The following is a 23,677-nucleotide window of genomic DNA, read 5'->3' as shown; positions in this document are numbered from 1 at the left end:
CGAATCTAGCCTTCCAGCTCGCCTTCGGTTTCCAGGAGCACCTGGCGCAACCCGTCGAGGGTCTGCTGGTCCGGTTCGGCCCACATGCCTCGTTCGACGGCCTCCAGCAGTCGCTCGGCCATCCCGTGCAGCGCCCACGGGTTGGATTCCTCCATGAACTTGCGATTCTCGGGGTCCAGCACATAGCTCTCGGTGAGCTGCTGGTACATCCAGTCCGACATCACGTGGGCAGTGGCGTCGTAGCCGAACAGGTAGTCCACCGTGGCGGCCATCTCGAACGCCCCCTTGTAGCCGTGGCGGCGCATCGCCGACATCCAGCGCGGGTTGACGACTCGGGCCCGGAACACGCGGGTGGTCTCCTCGGACAGGGTGCGTGTGCGTACCGCGTCGGGGCGGGTGTTGTCGCCGATGTAGGCCGCCGGGTCCTTGCCGGTGAGCGCCCGCACGGTGGCGACCATGCCACCGTGGTACTGGAAGTAGTCGTCGGAGTCGGCGATGTCGTGTTCACGGGTGTCGGTGTTCTTGGCGGCCACCGCTATCCGGCGGTAGGCGCGGTTCATGTCGTCGGTGGCCTCGGTACCGTCGAGACCGCGGCCGTAGGCGAAACCACCCCATGCGGTGTACACCTGCGCCAGGTCGTTGTCGTCGCGCCAATTTCGGCTGTCGATCAGCTGTAGCAGACCGGCGCCGTAGGTTCCCGGCTTGGAGCCGAAAATCCTTGTGGTGGCCCGTCTCTGGTCGCCGTGATCATCGAGGTCTTTTGCAGCGTGCGCCCTGACGAAGTTGCACTCGGCTGGTTCGTCGAGTCCGGCGACCAGTTGGACCGCGTCGTCGAGCATGGTGACCACGTGCGGGAAGGCGTCCCTGAAGAAACCGGAGATGCGGACGGTGACGTCGATGCGGGGCCTGTCGAGTTCCTCGAGCGAGATGGCCTCCAGGTCGACGACGCGCCGCGAGGCATCATCCCAGATGGGCCGAACGCCCAGTAGCGCCAGCACTTCGGCGATGTCGTCGCCGGCGGTGCGCATCGCCGAGGTACCCCATACCGACAGGCCAACCGACTGCGGCCACGTCCCGTAGTCGGTGCGGTAGCGCTCCAGCAGCGAATCCGCCATGGCCACACCGGTTTCCCAGGCCAGCTTGGACGGCACCGCTTTGGGGTCCACGGAGTAGAAGTTGCGTCCGGTGGGCAACACGTTGACCAGCCCGCGCAAAGGTGACCCGGACGGCCCCGCCGCAATGAACCGGCCGTCGAGTGCACGCAGCACCTGGTCGATCTCGTGTGCGGTGCCGGCCAGCCTGGGCACCACCTCGGTGGCGGCGAACCGCAGCACCGCCGCAACCTCGGGGTTGTCGGTGTTGATGGCCGCCGGATCCCAGCCCGCCGCCTGCAGGTCGGCCACGAGCTCCCGCGCCCGGGCTTCGGCCTCGTCGACAGTCAGGCGTTGCTCGGTGCCGTCCTCCTTGAGCCCCAGAGCTTCCCGCAGTCCCGGCACCGACTGCTCACCGCCGAACAGCTGGCGTGCTCGCAGTATGGCCAGCACCAGGTCGAGTTCACCGTCACCCGTTGGCTTTTCACCGAGAATGTGCAGGCCGTCGCGGATCTGCACGTCCTTGATCTCACACAGCCAGCCGTCGACGTGCAGCAGCATGTCGTCGAAGACGTCCTCGTCGGGCCGGTCCTCCAGACCCAGATCGTGGTCCATCTTGGCCGCGCGCATCAGGGTCCAGATCTGCTGGCGGATGGCGGGCAGCTTGCCGGGGTCCAGCGCTGAGATGTTGGCGTGTTCGTCGAGGAGTTGCTCCAATCGCGCTATGTCGCCATAGGTCTCAGCGCGGGCCATCGGCGGGATCAGGTGGTCCACCAGCACCGCGTGCGCTCGGCGTTTGGCCTGGGTGCCCTCCCCCGGGTCGTTGACCAGGAACGGGTAGACCAACGGCAGGTCACCGAGGGCAGCGTCGGTGCCGCAGCTCGCGGACATGCCCAGTGTCTTGCCGGGCAACCATTCCAGGTTTCCGTGTTTGCCCAGATGCACCACCGCGTCGGCATGGAAGGAATTGGAGAAGCTGTTGTCCAGCCAGCGGTAGGCGGCCAGATAGTGGTGACTCGGCGGCAGATCGGGATCGTGGTAGATGGCCACCGGGTTCTCCCCGAATCCGCGCGGCGGCTGCACCAGGATGACGATGTTGCCGGATTGCATTGCGGCGATCACGATCTCGCCGTCAGGATCCTGGCTGCGGTCGACGAACAATTCGCCCGGCGGTGGCCCCCAGTGTTCGACGATGGCGTCGGCGAACTCCTGCGGCAGCGTGGCGAACCACTGTCGGTAATCCTTGGCGGACACCCGAATCGGGTTGCCGGCGATCTGTTCCTCGGTCAACCAGTCCGGATCCTGGCCACCACGTTCGATGAGGGCGTGCACCAGGGCGTCGCCATCCCGGGCGTCGACGCCCGGGACGTCGCCGATGACGTATCCGGCGTCGCGCATGGCTCGCAGCACCTGGACGGCGCTGGCCGGGGTGTCGAGCCCGACGGCATTGCCGATGCGGGCGTGTTTGGTGGGATACGCCGAGAACACCAGGGCGACTTTCTTGTCCCGCGTCGGAATATGGCGCAGGCGAGCATGTTTGACGGCCAATCCGGCCACCCTGGCGCACCGCTCGGGATCGGCGACGTAGGCGATCAGGCCCTCGTCGTCGAACTCCTTGAACGAGAAGGGAACTGTGACAATGCGGCCGTCGAACTCCGGTACCGCCACCTGGGTGGCGACATCCAGCGGTGACATTCCGTCGTCGTTGGCCTCCCAGGTGGCCCGCGGGCTGGTCAGACAAAGCCCCTGCAAGATCGGAACATCCAGGGCGGCAAGGTGTTCGACGTTCCACGCGTCATCATCTCCGCCTGCGGTCACCGTCGCGGGTTTGGCGCCGCCGGCCGCCAATACCGTCACCACCATGGCATCGGCGTCTTTCAACGTCTGCAGCAGCTCCACCGGCGGGGTGCGAAGAGAGGCGCAATACAGCGGTAGCGGGCGGGCGCCGGTCGCCTCGATGGCGTCGCACAGCGCCGCGATGTATGACGTGTTGCCGGCCAGGTGCTGGGCGCGGTAGTAGAGCACCGCGATAATGGGTCCGCTGTTCTGAGTCTCCCGACGTTCGAGGGCGCCCCATTCCGGGATGCTGACCGGCGGCTCGAACCCGAGACCCTGCATCAACACCGTGTCGGCAAGGAACGCGTAGAGATTCGCCAGGTTCTCGGTGCCACCCTGCGCCAGGTACGCATGCGCCTGCACCGCGATTCCCGCCGGCACCGTGGAGCGCTCCATCAGGTCCGCGTCGGGCGCCTGCTCGCCGCTGATCACCACGGTCGGCAGACCGCTCGCCAGCACAGTGTCGATACCGTCCTGCCAGGCCCGGTAACCGCCGAGGATCCGCACGATCACCAGATCCACGTTTTCGAGCAGCGCCGGGAGGTCGGCATCGAGCAGACGGGACGGGTTGGCCCACCGGAACCCGGCTCCGCTAGCACGCGCGGTGATCAGGTCGGTATCGGACGTCGAGAGCAGCAGCACAGTCGGTTCTGGCACAAAACATTGGTACAGCACGGGCTGTCGCCGTCGCGACCTACGGTGGTCGATGTGGGCATCACGTTCGTGGCCGGAACCCCGCATTCGTCGCTGCGGGGAGTGGTGCTGCGTTACGAAGGGTTCTCCGACCGCAGCGGTCAGCCCGTGACCTTCCGGGAGCTGCCCTGCAGTTACGTGCCGATCATCGTCGATCTCGATACGGGTTGGACAATTACCCATGTCGCTCGTCCGGCGATGCGGCTGGGTTCGTTCGTCGCCGGCGTCACCGAATCACCGGTGCTGGTGCACCACGGCGGCAACGCCAGTTGCCTGCAGGTGGACCTGACCCCGCTGGGCGCCCGGCGACTGCTCGGAGTGCCGATGCACGAGCTGGCCAATCAGACCATCGCCGTCGAGGACGTGCTGGGGGCCGCCGAGCTGGGGTGGAGCCACAAGCGGCTGATCAAGCGTTATCGCGACACCGTCGGCCTGCCGCCCAAGACGGTGGCGCGGATCGTCCGCTTCGAGAAGCTGACCTCCCGACTCGGTCGTGGCGACGTCGACTGGGCCGCGCTGGCGGCCGACTGCGGGTTCTTCGATCAGGCCCATCTGGCCCGTGAAGTGCGCAGCCTGGCCGGGCAGACGCCCACCGAACTGCTGGTCAATTTTGTCCAAGACGCGGCTGTGCCGTCGGTCTAGCGTTGCCGACATGTCACTCAACGGTGCAGTCCCGATCGTCCCGTATTCGAATCCGCGTGCGGCCATCAAGTGGCTGGAGAAGGCGTTCGCCGCGCGTCCGACCTTGGTGGTACCGCCCGAGGAGGACCAACCGTTGGCGCATGCCGAGGTGTTGGTGGGGAACGGCGTGGTGATGGTCAACGACGCCGACCGCACCGACAGTCCGTTCGCTCTTCCGGGTCCGGTGGTGGTCTATGTCGTCGTGGACGATCCGGATTCCCTGCATGCGCGCGCCGCCGCTGCCGGCGCGGAGATCATCATGCCGCTGACCGACCAGGAGTACGGCTCACGCGAGTTCGCGGCTCGTGACCCGCACGGCAATGTCTGGAGCTTTGGGACGTATCGTCCCAGCTCAGAGGTCTGATCTGCGCGCTTGTCAGAGTGTGGTGACATACTCGAACACATGTTCGATACACTTCCGGATCCGGTGACCTGCGGACAGATGACTGCCGCCGAGCTGGTCACCGCCATCCGGCAGTACAACACCGCGGTCGCCACCAGCACCGCCCGGGTCTGGGCGTTCGCCGCCAAGTTGCTGGCCTTGCGAGAAGCCGACGCCGCCGACGAAGAAAAGCTCTGGATCTACGACCCCTGGGCCGCCGCCAAAGACGAAATCGCAGCCGCCATGTCACTGAGCCCGCGGCGAGCGTCGGGGCAAATGCGCATCGCCGAAGCCCTCGCGGTGCGGCTACCCAAGACTGCCGAGTGCTTGGAATCCGGTGCCATCAACGCCCGCGTCGCAGCAGCCATCGTCTACCGCACCGAACTCGTGAGCCCGGCCGCCCAACCGCTCATCGACGCCGAGATCGCCCAGCAGGCCGGCAGCTGGACCACCCACTCCGACGACGACCTCGAACTGGCCGTCGACGCCATCATCGAAGAACACGACCCCCACGCCGTGCGCCGCTACCGCGACGCCGCCGCCGGCCGTGACGTGCAGTGCGGCAAACCCGACGACGTCACCGGCACCGCCTCGCTCTACGGCCGCCTGTCCGCCGTCGACGCCGACCTCACCATCCGCGTGTTGAACGCCATGGCCGACACCGTCTGCCGCCACGACCCCCGCAGCCGCGGAGAACTGCGCGCCGCCGCCCACGGCGCGATCTTCCGTGGCCATGACCGGCTGGTCTGCCTGTGTGGGCACCCCGACTGCCCCGCCGCCACCATCCCGTCGACAGTCCGCACGGTGATGATCCACATCCTCGCCGAATCCGGCACCCTCACCGCTGCCCTCGCCGAAGTGGCCGCCGCCCAACACGTCCCACCCCAAGGCCCCACCGGACCCACCCCTGCCACCGTCGACCTCGAAGCCATCGCCCGCGAGACTGACCAGGCCGCCGCAGCCACAACCTCGGCGCAACCGCAGTCGCCCTGGCCCTGGGACAACCCCACCGACGAAACCGACGAAACCGACTGGGCGCACCCACCAACCACACCCGCCGCCGACAAAGACGAACGCGACAACACCGACCAGGGAAACGGCGACGGTGAGGATCCACCCTTCGCCGACCCTGACCCCGGCACACCGCCACCTGGCCCCGATCACCCCGACGCCGGCACCGCCGCCACCCCGAATCCACCTGCCTCCCAGACCATCCGCCCCGCGGTCAGCCTCGACGGCCGCATCATCCCGACCCTGCTGCTGGCCGAACTCATCCGCACCGGCGCCACCGTCACACCACTACCCCGACCGGCCGACGACCCCGAACCGCACTACGCCTTCTCCCAACAACTGCGCCGGTTCATCACAGTCCGCGACATGCGCTGCTGCTTCCCCGGCTGCAACCGCACCGCCGAACACCTCGACATCGACCACACCATCCCCCACGCCGAACACGGCGCCACCCACGCCTCCAACGGCAAACTCCTGTGCCGCGAACACCACCTCGCCAAAACCTTCACCAACTGGACCGACGAACAACTCCTCAACGGCGACATCCTCTGGACCGCCCCCACCGGCCACTCCTATCTCACCGAACCCCGAGCCAGACTCCTGTTCCCCCACTGGGACACCACCACGTCATCCATGCCCTTCATCCACCCGAGACACCGACGTCGCCAGAAAGCCGACCCGGGCACCACCATGCCCACACGACAAACAACCCGCGCCCAAGACCGCCAACAACACATCAACACCCAAAGGGAACACAACGCCCTACTCCGCGCCCTCGACGGCCCAAACGGACCTCCACCACGATCACCATTCCGATAGGCGGACTTTCAATCTGCAGTAGCCAAATGCTGTTCGGGGCAGCCCCGCCCGAGCACCATCACGGCATGGCTCTGCACATCACGAAACTCGGCGCGCACCTCGGAGCGCAGATCGATGGCGTCACCCTGTCAGGCGACCTCGATGCCGGCACGGCAGCACAGATCAATGCCGCGCTACTCGAGCACAAGGTGATCTTTTTTCGCGATCAGCATCACCTCGATAACCAGAAGCAATTGGCTTTTGCTGAGCTACTGGGCACACCGACGATCGCGCATCCCACCGTGACATCGCGGGGCCATCAGGTGCTGCCGATCGACTCGCGCTACGACAAGGCCAACAGCTGGCACACCGACGTCACCTTCGTCGATCGCATCCCCAAGGCATCGTTGCTCCGCGCCGTCACCCTGCCCGAATACGGCGGCACCACCACGTGGGCCAACACCGAAACTGCCTACCACCAGTTACCGGGTCCGTTGAAGGCGCTGGCGGACAACCTGTGGGCAGTGCACACCAATGTCTACGACTACGTCGACGCGCCGTCGTCGGACACCACCCGCGAATACCGGGACGAGTTCGAATCCGCCTATTTCGAAACCGAGCATCCGGTGGTGCGGGTGCACCCGGAGACCGGACGCCGGGTACTGGTCCTCGGCCACTTCGTGAAACGGTTCGTCGGCCTGGGTTCGGCCGAGTCTCGAGCGCTGTTCGACCTGTTCCAGGCACGGGTCACCCGGCTGGAGAACACGGTGCGGTGGAACTGGCGCCTCGGCGATATCGCCATCTGGGATAACCGCGCCACCCAGCACTACGCGGTCTCCGACTACGACGACCAGTACCGACGGCTCAATCGCATCACCTTGTCAGGGGACGTGCCCGTCGACATCCACGGCCAACCCAGCCGTGTCATCGCCGGGGACGCATCGCACTACTCACCGATACTGCAGCCGGTTCCCGCCTGAGTACGGTGGACGGGTGGTCCGCGAACGTGACCAGGACGCCTGCCCGGGCGCCCTGCAGGTGCACCAGGCCGCCGACGGCGCCCTGGTGCGCGTCCGACTGCCCGGCGGCATGCTGCGCGCCGACCAACTCGAGGCGCTGGCGCACGTCGCTGCCGAACACGGCTCGGCCACCCTCGAACTGACCTCACGCGGTTCTGTGCAACTGCGCGGTATCTCCGACACCGCCGCGGTGGCCGAGGCGATCGCCGACGCCGGGCTTCTGCCGTCATCCACCCACGAGCGCGTCCGCAACATCGTGTCCTCGCCGCTGTCCGGCCGCGTCGACGGTGTGCTGGACGTGCGGGGTTGGGTGCCGGAGCTGGACGCCGCGGTATGTGCCGACCCGGTGCTGGCCGGGCTGCCGGGACGGTTCTGGTTCAGCCTCGACGACGGTCGCGGTGATGTCTCCGGTCTGCGCGCCGACGCGGGAGTACACGCACTCGACGACAACACCCTGGCGCTGCTGCTCGCGGGCGTCGACACCGGCGTCCGACTGGGCACCGATGAGGCGATCCCGACACTGCTCGCCGTGGCACGTCGATTCGTGAGCGTTCGCGGAAAGAAGTGGCGCGTGCATGAATTGGACGATGCTCGAACTCTGCTGGACGGCTTGACACCCCGCGCCGAGCCGGGTCGCAGCTGGCCGCCCAGCATCCGCGGTCCCATCGGCTGGCTCTCCCAACGCGACGGTCGCGTCGCACTCGGCGCCGGCGTAGCGCTCGGGGTGTTGCCGTCGCGCACCGCCGAATACTTGGCGGCCATCGGAGCGCCGATTGTCATCACGCCGTGGCGCTCACTACTGGTGTGCGATCTTTCCGAGGACATCGCGGACGTGTCGCTGCGGGTGCTGGCACCCCAGGGTCTGATCTTCGATGAGAACTCGCCGTGGCTGGACGTCAGCGCGTGTGTGGGCAGCCCGGGTTGCGAGCGCTCTACCGCCGATGTGCGCGCCGATGCCGCCGCGGCCGCCCGGACAGGGGAACACCGTCACGTTCACCGCCACTACGTGGGCTGCGACCGAGCTTGCGGCAGCCCACCGGTGGGTGAAGTACTGGTCGCCACCGAGAGTGGATATCGCACCCGCTCAGAGTGATTACCGATACCGACCACGACCACCCGACTCATCGCGGCATCCGCCGCCAGATCGCCTGCGGCAGCAGCCGCATCACGAAGGCCAGCACGGCCAGTGATCCCGGCACCCACACCGACCGCTTTCCCTTGGCCAGGGCACGCGCGGCGGCGTCAGCCACCTGAGCGGGCGTGCTCGACAATGGCGCAGGGTCCATACCCTCGGTCATCCTCCCGATGACGAATCCGGGCCGCACCATCAGAAGCTGCACACCGCTGCCGTGCAGGGCGTCAGCCAAACCGCTGGCAAACCCGTCCAATCCGGCCTTTGCCGAACCGTAGACGTAGTTCGCGCGGCGCACCCGGTTGCCGGCGATCGAAGAGAACACCACGATGCGGCCACCACCTACACCTCGCATCCGCTTGGACAGCTCGGTGAGCAGGCTCACCTGGGCCACGTAGTCGGTGTGCACGATCGCCACGGCGTGATCGGCATCGACTTCGGCGCGGGCCTGGTCGCCGAGAATGCCGAAAGCCAGCACCGCGGTGCCAATGGGTCCGTGTTCAACGCTGATTTCGTCCAGGACACTCACGTGGCTGCCCAGATCGTCAGCGTCGAACGCCTTCACATGGACCGCACTCGCACCGGCGGCTGTCAGGGCGGAAACCTGCTGGTCCAGCGCGTCGCTGCCGCGCGTGGTCAGCACCACCTCACGACCGGCCGCCAGCCGCGACGCGAGTTCGGTCCCGATTTCACTGCGGCCACCAAAAATCACGACGACGCCCGTACCCGTGTCTTTCACGGCAGCGATTATCTCCTGCGCTAGCGTGAGACCCGATGGCGACAACCACCCGGCTCACCAACGACGCATTGGCGTTCCTCACCGAACGTCATCTGGCTATGCTGACGACCCTGCGCACCGACGGTTCTCCGCACGTCGTGGCTGTCGGTTTCACCTTTGATCCCAAGACGCACATTGCCCGGGTGATCACCAGCGGCGGAACCCAGAAGGCCGTCAACGCCGAGCGTGGCGAGGTTGCGGTACTCAGTCAGGTCGACGGCGCCCGCTGGCTGTCGCTGGAAGGCCGTGCGACGGTGCATACCGACACCGAGTCGGTTCGCGACGCGGAGCTGCGTTACGCCCAGCGCTACCGCACCCCGCGGGTGAACCCGCGCCGCGTGGTTATCGAAGTGCGTATCGAACGGGTGCTGGGCAGCTCGGATCTGTTGGATCGCTCCGGCTCCTAGGCTCCGGGCAGCGGCACCACGATCAGGTCGTGCGGGCGCGTGTTCACCGGCTCCACCCCGTCGGCGGTGACGATCACGATGTCCTCGATGCGCGCACCCCACTGGCCCGGGAAGTAGATCCCCGGCTCCACACTGAACGCCATCCCCGGCACCAGCGGCAGATCATTGCCGGCCACGATGTAGGGCTCCTCGTGCACGGACAGGCCGATCCCGTGGCCGGTGCGGTGCACGAAGTACTCCCCCAGCCCGGCCTCGGCCAGTACGTCCCGCGCAGCGGCATCCACCTGCTCGGCGGTGACGCCGGGCCGCACCGCGTCCACCGCCACCTTCTGCGCCTGCTGGAGGATCGAATACTGCTGCGCTACTTCAGCACTGGGCTGACCCAGGCTGTAGGTCCTGGTGGAGTCGGAGTTGTAACCCGGTTCGTACGGGCCCCCGATGTCGACGACCACGATATCTCCGGCCTGCAGTTCGCGATCCGATACCTCGTGGTGCGGGTCGGCACCGTGCGGACCGGAGCCGACGATGATGAATGCGGCAGCCGAATGCCCTTCGGCGACAATCGCTTTTTCGATATCGGCGGCCACCTGTGCCTCGGTGCGTCCGGGCACCAGGAACTCCGGGACGCGGGCGTGCACGCGGTCGATGGCGGCACCGGCCATACGCAGAGCGTCGATCTCGCTGGGGTCCTTGATCATCCGCAGCGTGCGTAGCACGTCGGTGGCCAGCACGGGTACCACGCCGAGGCGGTCAGCCAGCGGCAACAGGTGCAGTGCAGGCATCGCATCGGTGACGGCAACCTTGGCCGGACCGCCGACAGCGGACACCACCAGATCGTAGGGATCCTGCCCGTCCACCCAGTCACGCACCACGATCCCGAGGTCCAGGATCGCGGACTCCTTGAGCGAGGCGAGTTCCAACCGCGGCACCACCACGGTGGGTTCCCCGGCGGCCGGGATCACCAGTGCTGTCAACCGCTCGAAGGTCTCCGCCCGCGAGCCAACCAGATAACGCAGGTCATAGCCCGGGGTGATCACCAGGCCGGCCAGTCCGGCAGCTCTTGCAGCGGCGGCGGCCGCCTTCAGTCGATCGCCGTAGACCTTCGAATCGAAGCGCGAACTCATGCAGTAAGGCTAGTCCGGGGCTGCGGCAGAGGGCGGGTGCGGGGGTTCAGCGGCCACCAGAACCACCGGCCCAACAGCGCGGCGATGGACGGCACCATGAACGACCGCACGATCAGCGTGTCGAACAGCAGGCCGATACCGATCATGGTGCCCATCTGACCGATGGTGCGCAGATCGCTGACCACCAGGGACGCCATGGTGAAGGAGAACACCACCCCGGCGATGCTCACCACGCTGCCGGTGCCGCCCATGGCCCTGATGATGCCGGTCTTGATGCCGCCGGGCAGCTCCTCTTTGAACCGGGCCACCATCATCAGGTTGTAGTCGGCGCCGACCGCCAGCAGCACGATGACCGCCATGGGCACCACCATCCAGTGCAGCGGCAACCCGATGATGAACTGCCACAACAACACCGAGAGCCCGAAGGACGCTCCCAACGACGTCAGCACCGTGCCGACGATCACCATGGCGGCGATCAGGCTCCTGGTGACCAGCAACATGACGGCGAAAATCAGGCAGATCGAGGCGACGGCGGCGATCAGCAAGTCGTACTTGGAGCCTTCCGCCAGATCCTTGTAGGTGGCGGCCATCCCGCCCAGAGAGACTCTGGCGTCCTCCAACGGCGTGCCTTTGATGGCTTCGATGGCGGCGACCTGAATGGGTTCCACCCGCGAAATGCCTTCAGGGGTGGCCGGATCACCGCGGTGGCTGATGATCATCCGCACCGATTTGCCGTCCGGGGAGACGAAAAGGTCCATGGCCCTGCGGAAGTCCTCGTTCTCGAAGACTTCCGGCGGCAAGTAGAACGAGTCGTCGTTCTTCGCGGCGTCGAATGCCTTACCCATCTCGGTGGCACCCTCACCGGCCTCGTCCATCGCCGAGTACATCCCGTACATGGTGGAGTGCATGGTCAGCATCATCTGCTGCATGTTCCGCATCGTGGAGATCATGGCCGGGAACTGCGCCAGCATCTCCGGGAAGAGCGCATTCATGTCGGTGAACCCGAGGATCATCCGGTCCATCTGGTCGGTGATCACGGTGACGCCGTCGAGGCTGTCGAACACCGAGCGCAGCGACCAGCACAGTGGGATGTTGTAGCAGTGCGGTTCCCAGTAGAAGTAGTTGCGGATCGGCCGGAAGAAGTCGTCGAAATTGGCCATGGAGTCCCGCAATTCCTTGGCCGTGTCTTGCAGATCACCGACGTCGGTCAACATGTCGTCGGTGATGTTCGACATCCGCGTCATGATGTTCTGCATGTTCTGCATGATCGCAATCGTGTTGCCCAGATCCTCGGCTTGGGCCTTCATGTCATCGAGGCGGTCGAACATGAACTGCATGTTCTGAGCCATGCCCACACCCTGCATGCTGATCATGAACGGTATCGAGGTGTTCTCGATGGGCGTGCCCTGCGGCCGGGTCGGCGCCTGCACACGTGAGATGCCTTCGACCCTGAACACGGCCTTGGCCACCTTGTCGAGAACCAGGAAATCGGCCGAATTGCGCAGATCGTGGTCGGCCTCGATCAGGAGCACGTCGGGATTCATCCGAGCTGCGGAGAAGTGTTCGTCGGCCGCAAGATAACCCTGATTGGACGGGATGTCCTGCGGGATGAACTGCCGGTCGTCGTAGCTCGGCTGATAGAACGGCAGGGCCGCCAAACCGACCAGCGCGACCGCCAGCGAGGCCAGGAGTATCGGCAGCGGCCAGCGCACCACCGAGGTTCCGATGCGTCGCCAGAAGCGGATTCGCATGGCGCGCTTGGGTTCCAGCAAACCGAACCGGCTGGCGATGGTGATCACCGCGGGTCCCAGTGTGAGCGCCACGATCACCGCGACGATCATGCCGACGGCGCACGGGATCCCGAGGCTCTGAAAGTAGGGCATCCGGGTCAGGCTCAGGCAGAAGGCCGCACCGGCGATGGTCAGCGCGGAACCGAGGATGACGTGGGCGGTGCCGCGGAACATCTCGTAGTAGGCGGACTCGGGATCAACACCCGCGGCTCTGGCCTCCTGGTAGCGGCCCAGCAGGAACACCACGTAGTCCGTGCCCGCGGCGATCGCCATGGCTACCACCAGGTTCACGGCGAAGGTGGACAGCCCGATCACCTGATAGTGGCCGAGTGCGCCGACCACCGCGGTGGCCGCACCCAGCTGAATTCCGACGACCACCAGCCCGATCACCACGGTGACGATGGAGCGGTAGAAGAACAGCAGTAGCACGATGATCACCGAGAAGGTCACCAACGTGATCAGCATGACGGTGCGTTCACCGGCCAGCTGTAGATCGGCCTGCAGGGCGGCCGGACCGGTGACATAGACCGTCACACCGTCCGGCGGCGGCACCGCGTCGACGGCGTCGCGCACCGCTTGGACGGATTCGTTGGCCAGCGTCTCACCCATGTTTCCGGCCAGGAACAACTGGACGTACGCAGCGCGGCCGTCGGTGCTCTGGGCACCCGATTCGGTCAGTGGGTCGCCCCAGAAGTCCTGCACGTTCTGGATGTGGGCGGAGTCGTCACGCAGCCGCTCGATCAGGCCGTCGTAATACTCGTGGGCGTCATCGCCCAGGGGCTCGGTGCCTTCGAGCACGATCAGCGCGATGCTGTCGGAGTTGGACTCCCGAACACCTTTCCCATCTGCTGCATGGCCTGCAGCGACGGCGCGTCGGTGGGGTTCAGTGGCACCGAGTTGGCGGCGGCCACCTCCTCGAGTGGCGGGATGAACAGACCGGCGACGGCCACCATCGCGACCCAGAAGATCACGATCGGAATGGCCAGACGCCGGATCCAGCGCGCCAGGGCGGACGGTTCGGTGTTCGCGTTCAGCTGGGCTCGTCGCATCAGGTGGACTTCGCGATGCAGTAGACGTACGCGCTCACGGCGCTGGAGCTCCGTTCATCTCGGACTTCGCCATCGGAGGAGATGCGGCACCCCAGGAAATCGGAGCTCCCCTGCGCCACGAGGTTGGCCGCCATGGACGGCGCGTTGGTGGTCACCTCCACCGACCACGGCAGCGTGGCCCCGTCCACCTGCACGGGTTCGCCACTCGGATCGAGGTAGTTGATGTCGGCGGTGGCACCGGGATAACCGAAGACTTCGTAGATCACCCGTTTGGGGTCCGAGTTGTCCTCGACGTCGACCATGCTGCCGGCGTAGGTCGGCAGCCGTTCCGAGCCGAAGATGCCACGCACGCGCGACACCGTGAAACCGCCGAGGGCGAGTACCAGTACCAGCGCCAGCGGTAGCCACACGCGTTTGAGCACGGTGACGATCGCAGTCCCTTTCTCGCGGGGGAATCAGCCGCTAGGCCGGTTGAGTGTGAAGCAAGGCTAACCTATCGACTGCTCCAATTGGCGGGTCTACTATCCAGAGCCGTAGATGAGTCGATAATCACGCTGGCAGGATGAGGACGTGGCTGACACCTCCTCTCCGGTACTGCTGCTCGATGGCGCCAGCATGTGGTTCCGCTCCTTCTTCGGGGTGCCGTCGTCCATCAAGGCTCCCGACGGCCGACCGGTCAACGCGGTGCGCGGTTTCTTTGACGCCATCGCCACCCTGGTGACCCAGCAACGGCCGGGCCGGTTGGTGGTGTGCCTCGACCTGGATTGGCGCCCGCAGTGGCGGGTGGATCTGATCCCGTCGTACAAAGCGCACCGGGTGGAGCAGGAAAACGCGGCCGGCACACCGGATGTGGAGGAAGTGCCCGACGAGCTCAGCCCGCAGGTCGAGATGATCGCCGAACTGCTCGACGCGTTCGGCATCGCCACCGCAGGCGCGCGGGGGTTCGAGGCCGACGACGTTCTGGGCACCCTGGCTGCTCGCGAGCGCCGCGATCCCGTGGTGGTGGTCAGTGGCGACCGTGACCTGCTGCAGGTGGTGACCGACGAACCGGTGCCGGTGCGGGTGCTCTACCTGGGTCAGGGCCTGGCGAAGGCGGTGCTGTGGGGGCCAACGGAGGTGGCCGACAAGTACGCGCTGCCCGCCGACCGAGCCGGCGATGCCTATGCCGAATTGGCGGTGCTGCGTGGCGATCCGTCCGACGGGCTGCCGGGAGTGCCAGGCATCGGCGAGAAGACAGCCGCCACGCTGCTGGGGCAACACCGCTGCCTCGCCGGCATCCTCAGCGCCGCCGAGGACCCGAAATCATCTGTGCCCAAAGGCATTCGAGCCAAATTGAAGGCGGCCGCAGATTACCTGGAGGTGGCCGGCACGGTGGTGCGGGTGGCCACCGATGCGCCGGTGGAGTTCTCCACCGACAGCGACAAGCTGCCATTGGCCGCTGCTGATCCACACAAAGTGGCGGAGCTGGCAGAGAAATACGGCGTCAGCTCGTCGATCAGCCGGCTGCAGGCCGCGCTCGACAAGCTCTGATCAGCGCGGCCGGCCGACCTCGTAGGTGCCGTCATCGTCCTGGAACGTCACCGTCACCTGGCGCTTGGTCCCGTCGATGGAAACCTCGCAGTTGAAGGTGTCCCCCTCTTGACCGTCGGGCTCTCGCCGCCGTTGCATGTGACGTCTTCGACGTTGGTGGCGCCGTACCCGTTGGCCTCGTCGGTGAGGATCTGCTGCACACCCTCCTGCGCCTTGGCCACATCCAACTTGGTGGTGACGAAGAAGCCGGGCTTCCAGAAGCCCAGTACCAGCACCACAACCACGATGATGGCGCCCAGGACACCGAGAATGGTGCCCAGTGCCGCCATGGAGCGCTTGGAGCCGTCCTCACCCTGCGGCATCTGGCCATAGGGGTACTGACCGGGCTGGCCGTACTGCTGCCCGGGCTGACCGTACTGCGGCTGGCCGTACTGGCCGGGTTGCTGCTGGCCCGGGTAGCCGTACTGCGGCTGGCCCGGCTGCGGGTACTGACCAGGCTGGCCGTACTGCGGGTACGCGCCCGGCTGCGGGTAGGCCTGGGTGGGCTGACCGTACTGCTGCGTCGGATATTGCTGGGGGTTGTAACCGGAAGTCTGCCCGCTGGGGGGTGTCTGGTACGGCGAATACTGCTGCGGAGGAGCTGGATAGGCCGGCTGCTGCCAGGTCTGACCCTGCTGGGTGGGCTGTGACGACTGCTCACCGCTGGGCGGCTGCCAACCGTAGGCTTCGTTGGTGGGTTGGTCGGACGACCCGCTGGAGGGCTGATCCTGACCTTGCTGGCCCTGCCAGGGTTGCGTCGGATCGGTTCCCTGAGGTCCGGTCATCGTCTCTCCTCCGTGCTAGCTCGCGGGCGCTCGATTGACCGGCATCAACCGTAGCGCTGGCAACACCCTACCCGCCATCAACAGCGACGACGCCGCGCCTCACATCCTCGATGGCGCGTTTCGCCGCAGTGCGCAGCGCAGGCTCGCGGGCGGCGTTGCGAACCTGGTCGAGAAGGTCGAGCACCTGCCGGCACCACCGCACAAAATCACCCGCCGACAGCGTCGTCCCCGCCCCCGCCGCGTCGGAGGCAGCCAACGCCGACGCCAGGTCACCCGAGGTGGCCCAGCGATAGATCGTGTTGACGAATCCCTCGTCGGGTTCGCGGGTGGGCGTTATGCGGTGACGGTTCTCGTCGGCCCGCAGCTGACCGGACAGCCGCCGGGTCTGCGCCAATGCCCGACGGACCTCGGCGCTGCTGACTTCGTAGGCGCGGGTGGTCGGGCCGTCGCTGCCGCGGGTCTCGAACACCACCGCCGACAACACCGCGGCCAGTTCGGCCGGGGCCAACCCGTCCCAGGCCCCGGTGCGCAGGCACTCGGCCACCAGCAGGTCGCTCTCGCTGTAGATCCGCGCCAGCAGCTTGCCGTCTTCGGTGACCTGGAAATCCGCGGCGCCGGCCTCTTCGATGAAGCCCCGCTCGGTCAGCAGGCCGACGATCCGATCGAAGGTGAGAGCCAGCGAGTTGGTGGCGGCGCCGATTTTCTTCTCCAGCGCGGCATTGTCACGCTCCACCCGCAGGAAGCGTTCGGCCACCCGGGACAGGGCCTCGCGGTCGGCGGCTCCGTGTGCGGGATGGTCACGCATCCGCTGCCGCAGCTCCTGCAGCTCCGGATCGAAGTCGGGCTCGTCTGTCTGGGCGCCGCCCCGCGAGCGGCTGCGCCCGGGAATCACCAGCCCGGCGGCCGCGGACCGCAGCGCCGAGGCAAGGTCGCGACGCACCCGCGGCTGCCGGTGCTCCACGCGCTTCGGCAGGGGCATCGTGCCGATCGCCGAGGCCCCGCCGGCGTAGTCGGCCGACGAGATCCGCCCGGCCCAGCGGTGTTCGGTGAGCACCAGGGGCCGGGGCTCGAGACTTTCGCGATCGGGTTCGAGCACCACCGCCAAACCGCCGTGCCGACCACCGAGCGAGATGATGTCGCCGCGCCGCAATCCCGCCATGGCGTCGTTGACCGCACGGCGCCGCTGCAGCCGCGACGAGCGGGCCTGCGCGCGTTCGCGCTCGGAGATCTGCCCCCGCAACCGCACGTAGTCCAGGATCGGGGCATCCCGGCCACCGAGTTCGGCTGCGATGTCGTCGAGCATGCGGTCGCCACGCTCGACACCACGCACCAGGCCGACCACCGAACGGTCGGCCTGGTACTGCGCAAAGGACTGCTCCAGCAACCGGCGCGCCTGCTCAGGCCCCATCTGCTGCACCAGGTTGATGGTCATGTTGTACGACGGCGCGAACGAGCTGCGCAGCGGGAAGGTACGGGTGGAGGCCAGGCCCGCCACTTCCGCCGGCTCCACCTCGGGAGTCCAGACCACCACCGCGTGGCCCTCGACGTCGATGCCCCGGCGCCCGGCGCGGCCGGTGAGCTGGGTGTACTCCCCCGGTGTCAACGGCGCGTGCTGCTCGCCGTTGAACTTCACCAGCTTCTCCAGCACCACGGTGCGGGCCGGCATGTTGATGCCCAGCGCCAGCGTTTCAGTGGCGAAAACGGCCTTGACCAGGCCTGCGGTGAACAGCTCCTCAACGGTGTGGCGGAAGATCGGCAGCATGCCTGCATGGTGGGCGGCCAGGCCGCGCAGCAGCCCTTCGCGCCATTCGAAGTAGTCGAGCACCGCGAGGTCGCCGTCGGGCAGGTCACCGCAGCGCCGGTCGATGATCTCGGCAATACGCGCGCGGTCGGCGTCGGTGGTCAGCTTCAACGACGAGCGCAGGCACTGTTTGACTGCCGCGTCACACCCGGCCCGGGAGAACACGAAGGTGATGGCGGGTAGCAGACCTTCACGGTCCAGGGTGGTGATGACGTCCGGCCGGCTGGGCGGACGGAAGAAGCCGGGACGGCCGCGGTGTCGGTCCCGCTCCGAGCGGCCGCGACCCCGCGGCTGCCAGTCGGTGAGACGTTCGGCTTCTCGGCGGTGCGCGATGTGCCGAACCAGCTCGGGGTCCACCAGCAGTTTCTGATTCTCGCCAGGACGGTGCCGGTTGAGATCGAACAGGTCGAACAGACGCTTGCCCACCAACATGTGCTGCCACAGCGGCACCGGCCGGTGTTCGTCGACGATCACCGTGGTGTCACCGCGCACGGTCTGGATCCAGCCGCCGAATTCCTCGGCGTTGCTCACCGTCGCCGACAGGCTGACGAGGCGGACCTCGTCAGGCAGGTGCAGGATCACCTCTTCCCAGACCGCGCCGCGCATCCGGTCAGCCAGGAAATGCACCTCGTCCATCACGACGTAGGAAAGTCCTTGCAGCGCAGACGAGTTGGCGTACAACATGTTGCGCAACACTTCGGTGGTCATCACCACGATGGGCGCGTCGGAGTTGATGGACACGTCGCCGGTGAGCAGACCGATGCGCTCCGGGCCGTAGCGACGCACCAGGTCGGTGTGCTTCTGGTTGCTCAGCGCCTTGATCGGGGTGGTGTAGAAACACTTTCGCCCCGCCGCCAACGCCATGTGCACGGCGAATTCCCCCACCACCGTCTTACCGGCGCCGGTGGGTGCGCATACCAGCACGCCGTGGCCGCTCTCCAGCGCCTCGCATGCCCGCCGCTGGAATCCGTCCAGCGGAAAGGGCAGCTCAGCGGCGAATCTGTCGAGCTCAGGTGATGTCATCGTGAGCAGACACCGGCGTGGGTGCCTCGATAGGCGACGCCTCGTCATCGGAAAGCTCTTCGCGCGCCTCCCGTTTGGCCTTGCGCTTGTCGTGCAGACGGCCGACCTGGATGGCGAACTCCATCAGGAGGGTCAGCGCCGCACCGAGGGCAAGCATCGAGAACGGATCCGAGCCCGGAGTGGCGAACGCCGCGAAGATGAAGACACCCATGATCAGCCCGCGCCGCCACGACTTGAGCTTCTCGTAGGGCAGTATGCCCACCAGGTTGAGCATGATGATCAGCAGCGGGAACTCGAAGCCCACGCCGAACACCAGCAGCAGATTGATCAGGAAGCTGAAGTACTGGTCGCCGGAGAGCGCGGTGACCTGCACGTCGCTACCGACGGTCAACAGGAACGCCAAAGCGTGCGACAGCACCAGATACGCCAGCATCGCGCCGCCGATGAACAGCGTCGCCGCCGCGACCACGAATCCCGCGGCGAACCTGCGCTCCTTGGCGTAGAGGCCCGGGGTGATGAAGCCCCAGAACTGGTAGAACCAGACCGGGCAGGCCAAGACGATGCCGGCCATCAACGCGACTTTCAGCCGCAGCATGAACTGATCGAACGGGGCCGTGGCCAGCAGTCGGCAGCCACCGTCCGGGGTGATCTCGGCGCGCGCGGAGGCAGGCAGCGCACAGTAGGGTCCGCGCAGCCATTCGCCAAGGCTGTCCATGCCGAAGACGCCGTGGCTGTACCACCAGAATCCGAAGATGGTGGTGACCACGATGGCGGCCGCCGAGATCAGCATCCGGGTGCGTAGCTCACGGATGTGGTCCACCAGCGACATCGTGCCGTCGGGGTTCGTCTTGGCGCGCCGCTGACGCGGGTCGAGCCGTTTGAACACTCCGGGGGTTCTCACAGAATCATGCTTTTCGGGTCGTCACGACACGGTCAGCCAGCCGCACCCCGAAGGTGGGCTGGCTGGTGTCCGCAGCGGTCAGGCGGGGCGAACGTCGGTGTGGTTGGAAGCCGGGGGCGGCACATCCACTCGTTCGGACTGCACCGGCGTCGCCGTCGGCGGTTGCGGGGTCACCGTCGGCTGCTCTTTGTCGCTCTGAAGTTCCTTGACCTCAGACTTGAAGATGCGCATCGACTTGCCCAGCGACCGGGCGGCGTCCGGCAGGCGCTTCGCGCCGAACAACAGCACGAACACCACGATCAAGATGACCCAGTGCCAGGGTTGCAGAGCACCCACTTCGGTTACCTCCAGATTGTTCGATCCGTGCGCTTGCGATGCTACCCCGCTGCTGCGTATGCGCCCAGTGCGGCGACCGCCGCCGCACGCACACGGGAAGCCAGTTCGGCGGGTGCGACGACAGTCACCAGATCACCCAATCCCAGCACCAACCGCGTCATCCACTCCGGGCTGCCGTAGGTCATCTCTGCTTCGAAGTACCCGTCGGGGAGCTCGCGCAGCGACCGCAGTGGGTAGTACTCGAACATCCACGACGCCTCGGCGGCGATACGCAGTGTGGCCGACGGCAGCACGCGATCGACGTCGGACTCGGCGCTGAACAGCGACATGTCCGGCGCATTCTGCACCGCAGGTGCAGGCGGTGCGGATGGCTCGTCGAGGGCGGTCGCGGCGACAATGCGGTCGAACCGGAACAGCCGCACCCCCTCCGCTTCGCGTGACCACGCCTCCAAATAGCTGTGGTCGTTGACCAGCAGTATCCGGATGGGGTCCACCAGCCGGCTGGACAGGGTGTCCCTCGAGGCCGAGTAGTACTCGATGACCAGCGCCTTCTCCTTGCGAACCGCGTCGCGGACGGTGGCTGCGGCCTGGTTCTCCACCGGTGCGGGCTCGGGTTCGGCCGCTACGTGGTGCGACAGCGTGCCTGCGGCGGACTCGATCTTGGCGATGGCGCTACGCGCCGCTTCCGGGTCGACCACGCCGGGCACGTCGGCCAGGGCGCGCAGGGCGACCAGCAGTCCGGTGGCCTCCGGCGAGGTGAGTCGCAGCGGTTGGTCGATGCCGGCCGAGAACGTCACCTCGATGCTGTCGTCACCGGAGAATTCGAAATCGATCAAATCGCCGGGGCCGTAGCCGGGCAACCCGCACATCCACAGCTGGTTGATGTCGTCACGCAGTTGTTTGGTGGTGACCCCGAGATCGCTGGCCGCTTCGGCGAAGGTGATGCGCGGATTGGCCTGGAAGTACGGAACCATGTTGAGCAGCCGGACCAGCCGCGTGGAAACGCCACTCATGCGCAATCCTCTCGCCCGCTCGTCACTCGCCGGCCGCTCATGACGCCTGGGCCTTCAGGCGCGTCAGGACGTCCTCGCGCAGGGACGCCGGTTCCAGCACCACGGCGTCGGCGCCGTAGCCGGCGATGTCGCGGGCCATCCGGTCGCGCCAGCCGATATCGATCTCCAGGATCTCGCCCGCGCGCCCGGCCAGTTCTCGCGGCCCCTGGGAGGTGCCCGCCCGCCGCAGCGCGGTGGCACGCCCGTCGGCCACCCACACCCGCGCCAGCTGACCACTGGGGGCCTCGCCCACCACCTGGGTGACGATGGCCCGCAGGTCGACGCCGTCGGGTCGGGTGACCGCGCCGTCAGGCCCGACGGCTTTGATGTCGTCGCCGATGCGCGACAGCCGAAACGTCCGTTGCGCGCCACGGTCACGGTCATAACCGACGAGGTACCAGCGCCGGTTCACCGTCACCACCCCCCAGGGTTCGACGGTGCGCACGGTGTAGGGCTCGGTGGGTGACGCGCGGTGCGGGAACTGCACCGCGCGACCGGCATTGGTGGCCGAGAGCAACACGCCGAGGACGTCTTCAGAGCCGCGTAGCCCGGGAAGTCCGGCGGCGTTGGAGATCACCACGTCGTCGGTGGCGGCATCAACGTCGACCCCGGCCGCGCGGAGCTTGAGCAGCGCACCCTGGGTGGCAGTGACGAGTTCGGGCGACTCCCACAGCTGGGTCGCGACGGCCACCGCGGCGGCTTCGTCGGCCGTGAGCTCGATATCGGGCAGCGCGTAGGCCTGCCGGTTGATCCGGTAACCCTCGGTCGGGTCGAACGACGACACCTTGCCGGTCTCCAGCGGGATCCCGAGATCGCGGAGTTCGTTCTTGTCACGCTCGAACATCCGCGAGAATGCCTCGTCGCTGGGGCTGTCGGTGTAGCCGGCGACACTGCGGCGGATGCGCTCGGCGGTGATGTACCCCTGCGTCGACAGCAACGCGATGACGAGGTTCATCAGGCGTTCGACTTTGGAGATCCCCACGGATGAGACCTTAGAGGTCCGGTGCGCGCCAGGCTTACATCGACGCGATCAGCCGCTTCACGCGCTCGTCGACCGCCCGGAACGGATCCTTGCACAGCACGGTGCGCTGAGCCTGGTCGTTGAGCTTGAGGTGCACCCAGTCGACGGTGAAATCGCGACCGGCTTCCTGTGCGGCAGTGATGAATTCGCCGCGCAGCTTGGCCCTGGTGGTCTGAGGCGGGGTCTCGACCGCCTCGTCGATCTCCTCGTCGGTGGTGATCCGGGCCGCCAGGCCCTTGCGCTGCAACAGGTCGAACACGCCGCGGCCCCGCTTGATGTCGTGGTAGGCGAGGTCGAGCTGGCTGATCTTCGGGTCCGACAGATCCATGTTGTAACGGTCCTGGTAGCGCTGGAACAGCTTGCGCTTGATCACCCAATCGATTTCGGTGTCGACCTTGGCGAAGTCCTGGCTCTCCACCGCGTCGAGCTGGCGGCCCCACAGGTCGACCACCTGCTCGATCTGCGGATTGGGCTCGCGGGTCTGCAGATGCTCGACGGCCCGGGCGTAGTACTCACGCTGGATGTCCAGGGCGCTGGCCTGCCGCCCGCCGGCCAGCCTGACCGGACGACGACCGGTGAGGTCATGGCTGACCTCGCGGATGGCGCGGATCGGGTTGTCCAGCGAGAAGTCGCGGAACGGCACACCGGCCTCGATCATCTCCAGCACCAGCGCGGCGGTGCCCACCTTGAGCATGGTGGTGGACTCACTCATGTTGGAGTCGCCGACGATGACGTGCAGGCGCCGGTACTTCTCGGCGTCGGCGTGCGGTTCGTCGCGGGTGTTGATGATGGGGCGACTGCGGGTGGTGGCGCTCGAAACGCCCTCCCAGATGTGTTCGGCGCGCTGGCTCAGGCAGAAAGTGGCGGCCTTCGGGGTCTGCAGCACCTTGCCCGCACCACAGATCAGCTGACGGGTGACCAGGAACGGCAGCAGCACATCGGAGATGCGGGAGAACTCACCTGCGCGCACGATCAGGTAGTTCTCGTGGCAGCCGTAGGAGTTGCCTGCCGAGTCGGTGTTGTTCTTGAACAGGTAGATGTCCCCGCCGATGCCCTCGTCGGCCAGACGCTGCTCAGCGTCGATCAGGAGGTCCTCGAGAACACGCTCACCTGCGCGGTCATGAGTGACGAGCTGGATGAGGCTGTCACACTCGGCGGTGGCGTACTCGGGATGGCTGCCCACATCCAGATAGAGGCGGGCCCCGTTGCGGAGGAAGACGTTGCTGCTGCGGCCCCACGACACCACCCGACGGAACAGGTAGCGGGCCACCTCGTCCGGCGACAGCCGCCGGTGGCCGTGGAACGTGCAGGTGACACCGAATTCGGTCTCGATACCCATGATTCGTCGCTGCACGTGTTCGAGCGTACTTGTTAGGCGGGGGCGGTGGTGGGCAAGAG

At 66.7% G+C, this 23,677-nt stretch carries 17 protein-coding genes and 2 pseudogenes; 7 read left to right on the top strand and 12 right to left on the bottom strand.

The genetic code is table 11. The features are described from left to right. Nucleotides 1–5 precede the first annotated feature (5 nt). A complete protein-coding gene (gene cobN / locus BVC93_RS24060; RefSeq protein WP_192860084.1) occupies nucleotides 6–3,584 on the bottom strand; it encodes a cobaltochelatase subunit CobN in 3,579 nt (1,192 codons plus the stop codon). Nucleotides 3,585–3,635: 51 nt separating this feature from the next. Here cobN and BVC93_RS24055 point away from each other — a divergent pair, with 51 nt between their 5' ends. The 5 genes from BVC93_RS24055 (at nucleotide 3,636) to cobG (ending at nucleotide 8,604) form a co-directional block, all read left to right on the top strand. Continuing rightward, nucleotides 3,636–4,262 carry a helix-turn-helix domain-containing protein gene (locus BVC93_RS24055; RefSeq protein WP_157517057.1) on the top strand — a complete coding sequence of 209 codons (627 nt, stop codon included), beginning with the start codon at nucleotides 3,636–3,638 and terminating at the stop codon, nucleotides 4,260–4,262. A 10-nt stretch (nucleotides 4,263–4,272) separates the two neighbouring features. Then, nucleotides 4,273–4,665 (top strand): VOC family protein, encoded by a 393-nt coding sequence (locus BVC93_RS24050; protein WP_083739640.1) that lies wholly within the window; start codon nucleotides 4,273–4,275, stop codon nucleotides 4,663–4,665. A 39-nt stretch (nucleotides 4,666–4,704) separates the two neighbouring features. After that, a complete protein-coding gene (locus BVC93_RS24045) occupies nucleotides 4,705–6,513 on the top strand; it encodes an HNH endonuclease signature motif containing protein (protein WP_083739639.1) in 1,809 nt (602 codons plus the stop codon). Nucleotides 6,514–6,578: 65 nt separating this feature from the next. Next, nucleotides 6,579–7,472, top strand: a complete 894-nt coding sequence (locus tag BVC93_RS24040; RefSeq protein ID WP_083741290.1) for a TauD/TfdA dioxygenase family protein — start codon at nucleotides 6,579–6,581, stop codon at nucleotides 7,470–7,472. 13 nt (nucleotides 7,473–7,485) lie between these two features. Beyond that, nucleotides 7,486–8,604, top strand: coding sequence for a precorrin-3B synthase (cobG, locus tag BVC93_RS24035; protein ID WP_083739638.1), 1,119 nt, complete (start codon nucleotides 7,486–7,488; stop codon nucleotides 8,602–8,604). A 28-nt stretch (nucleotides 8,605–8,632) separates the two neighbouring features. Here the strand turns inward: cobG and BVC93_RS24030 are convergent, their stop codons facing one another. Continuing rightward, nucleotides 8,633–9,382, bottom strand: coding sequence for an SDR family NAD(P)-dependent oxidoreductase (locus tag BVC93_RS24030; RefSeq protein ID WP_083739637.1), 750 nt, complete (start codon nucleotides 9,380–9,382; stop codon nucleotides 8,633–8,635). A gap of 35 nt (nucleotides 9,383–9,417) precedes the next feature. Between BVC93_RS24030 and BVC93_RS24025 the strand changes: the two genes are divergently transcribed. Next, entirely contained in the window at nucleotides 9,418–9,828 is a 411-nt protein-coding gene (locus tag BVC93_RS24025) for a F420-dependent biliverdin reductase (protein ID WP_083739636.1), read from the top strand. Here BVC93_RS24025 and BVC93_RS24020 read toward each other — a convergent pair. From BVC93_RS24020 to BVC93_RS24010, 3 genes and pseudogenes are all read right to left on the bottom strand, one after another. Next, a complete protein-coding gene (locus tag BVC93_RS24020) occupies nucleotides 9,825–10,952 on the bottom strand; it encodes a M24 family metallopeptidase (RefSeq protein WP_083739635.1) in 1,128 nt (375 codons plus the stop codon). The genes BVC93_RS24025 and BVC93_RS24020 overlap by 4 nt on opposite strands. Next, nucleotides 10,949–13,791: pseudogene (locus BVC93_RS24015) on the bottom strand (MMPL/RND family transporter). The gene BVC93_RS24020 and the pseudogene BVC93_RS24015 overlap by 4 nt, the downstream one beginning before the upstream one ends. Further along, nucleotides 13,791–14,213 carry an MmpS family transport accessory protein gene (locus BVC93_RS24010; protein WP_157517056.1) on the bottom strand — a complete coding sequence of 141 codons (423 nt, stop codon included), beginning with the start codon at nucleotides 14,211–14,213 and terminating at the stop codon, nucleotides 13,791–13,793. The pseudogene BVC93_RS24015 and the gene BVC93_RS24010 overlap by 1 nt, the downstream one beginning before the upstream one ends. Before the next feature lie 193 nt (nucleotides 14,214–14,406). On the opposite strand from BVC93_RS24010, the gene BVC93_RS24005 reads away from it, so the two are divergent. Further along, entirely contained in the window at nucleotides 14,407–15,321 is a 915-nt protein-coding gene (locus BVC93_RS24005) for a 5'-3' exonuclease (RefSeq protein ID WP_083741288.1), read from the top strand. On the opposite strand, the pseudogene BVC93_RS24000 reads toward BVC93_RS24005, so the two are convergent. The 7 genes and pseudogenes from BVC93_RS24000 to pafA form a co-directional block, all read right to left on the bottom strand. Then, nucleotides 15,322–16,145: pseudogene (locus BVC93_RS24000) on the bottom strand (DUF4333 domain-containing protein). It abuts the gene before it with no gap. Nucleotides 16,146–16,212: 67 nt separating this feature from the next. Next, entirely contained in the window at nucleotides 16,213–18,969 is a 2,757-nt protein-coding gene (locus BVC93_RS23995) for a DEAD/DEAH box helicase (RefSeq protein ID WP_083739634.1), read from the bottom strand. After that, the gene (gene tatC, locus BVC93_RS23990) at nucleotides 18,956–19,870 is read right to left on the bottom strand and encodes a twin-arginine translocase subunit TatC (RefSeq protein ID WP_083739633.1); all 915 of its coding nucleotides are present in this window, start codon (nucleotides 19,868–19,870) and stop codon (nucleotides 18,956–18,958) included. The genes BVC93_RS23995 and tatC overlap by 14 nt, the downstream gene beginning before the upstream one ends. Nucleotides 19,871–19,948: 78 nt before the next feature. Then, nucleotides 19,949–20,206, bottom strand: coding sequence for a Sec-independent protein translocase subunit TatA (gene tatA, locus BVC93_RS23985; RefSeq protein WP_068917430.1), 258 nt, complete (start codon nucleotides 20,204–20,206; stop codon nucleotides 19,949–19,951). A gap of 41 nt (nucleotides 20,207–20,247) precedes the next feature. After that, nucleotides 20,248–21,219, bottom strand: coding sequence for a helix-turn-helix transcriptional regulator (locus BVC93_RS23980; protein WP_083739632.1), 972 nt, complete (start codon nucleotides 21,217–21,219; stop codon nucleotides 20,248–20,250). A 37-nt stretch (nucleotides 21,220–21,256) separates the two neighbouring features. Beyond that, nucleotides 21,257–22,240 carry a helix-turn-helix transcriptional regulator gene (locus BVC93_RS23975; protein WP_157517055.1) on the bottom strand — a complete coding sequence of 328 codons (984 nt, stop codon included), beginning with the start codon at nucleotides 22,238–22,240 and terminating at the stop codon, nucleotides 21,257–21,259. A gap of 34 nt (nucleotides 22,241–22,274) precedes the next feature. After that, entirely contained in the window at nucleotides 22,275–23,633 is a 1,359-nt protein-coding gene (gene pafA, locus BVC93_RS23970) for a Pup--protein ligase (protein WP_157517054.1), read from the bottom strand. Between the last annotated feature and the right edge of the window lie 44 nt (nucleotides 23,634–23,677).

It is taken from the genome of Mycobacterium sp. MS1601, from assembly GCF_001984215.1.
Classification (GTDB): Bacteria; Actinomycetota; Actinomycetes; order Mycobacteriales; family Mycobacteriaceae; genus Mycobacterium.
This window is presented reverse-complemented; position numbering and strand designations above follow the sequence as displayed.

Bases quoted from the DNA above. Each gene is read 5' to 3' on its own strand.
- BVC93_RS24050 (WP_083739640.1), top strand. From the start codon at position 4,273: ATGTCACTCAACGGTGCAGTCCCGATCGTCCCGTATTCGAATCCGCGT.
- BVC93_RS24045 (WP_083739639.1), top strand. From the start codon at position 4,705: ATGTTCGATACACTTCCGGATCCGGTGACCTGCGGACAGATGACTGCC.
- BVC93_RS24040 (WP_083741290.1), top strand. From the start codon at position 6,579: ATGGCTCTGCACATCACGAAACTCGGCGCGCACCTCGGAGCGCAGATC.
- BVC93_RS24025 (WP_083739636.1), top strand. From the start codon at position 9,418: ATGGCGACAACCACCCGGCTCACCAACGACGCATTGGCGTTCCTCACC.
- BVC93_RS24020 (WP_083739635.1), bottom strand. From the start codon at position 10,952: ATGAGTTCGCGCTTCGATTCGAAGGTCTACGGCGATCGACTGAAGGCG.
- BVC93_RS24005 (WP_083741288.1), top strand. From the start codon at position 14,407: ATGTGGTTCCGCTCCTTCTTCGGGGTGCCGTCGTCCATCAAGGCTCCC.
- BVC93_RS23995 (WP_083739634.1), bottom strand. From the start codon at position 18,969: ATGACATCACCTGAGCTCGACAGATTCGCCGCTGAGCTGCCCTTTCCG.
- BVC93_RS23980 (WP_083739632.1), bottom strand. From the start codon at position 21,219: ATGAGTGGCGTTTCCACGCGGCTGGTCCGGCTGCTCAACATGGTTCCG.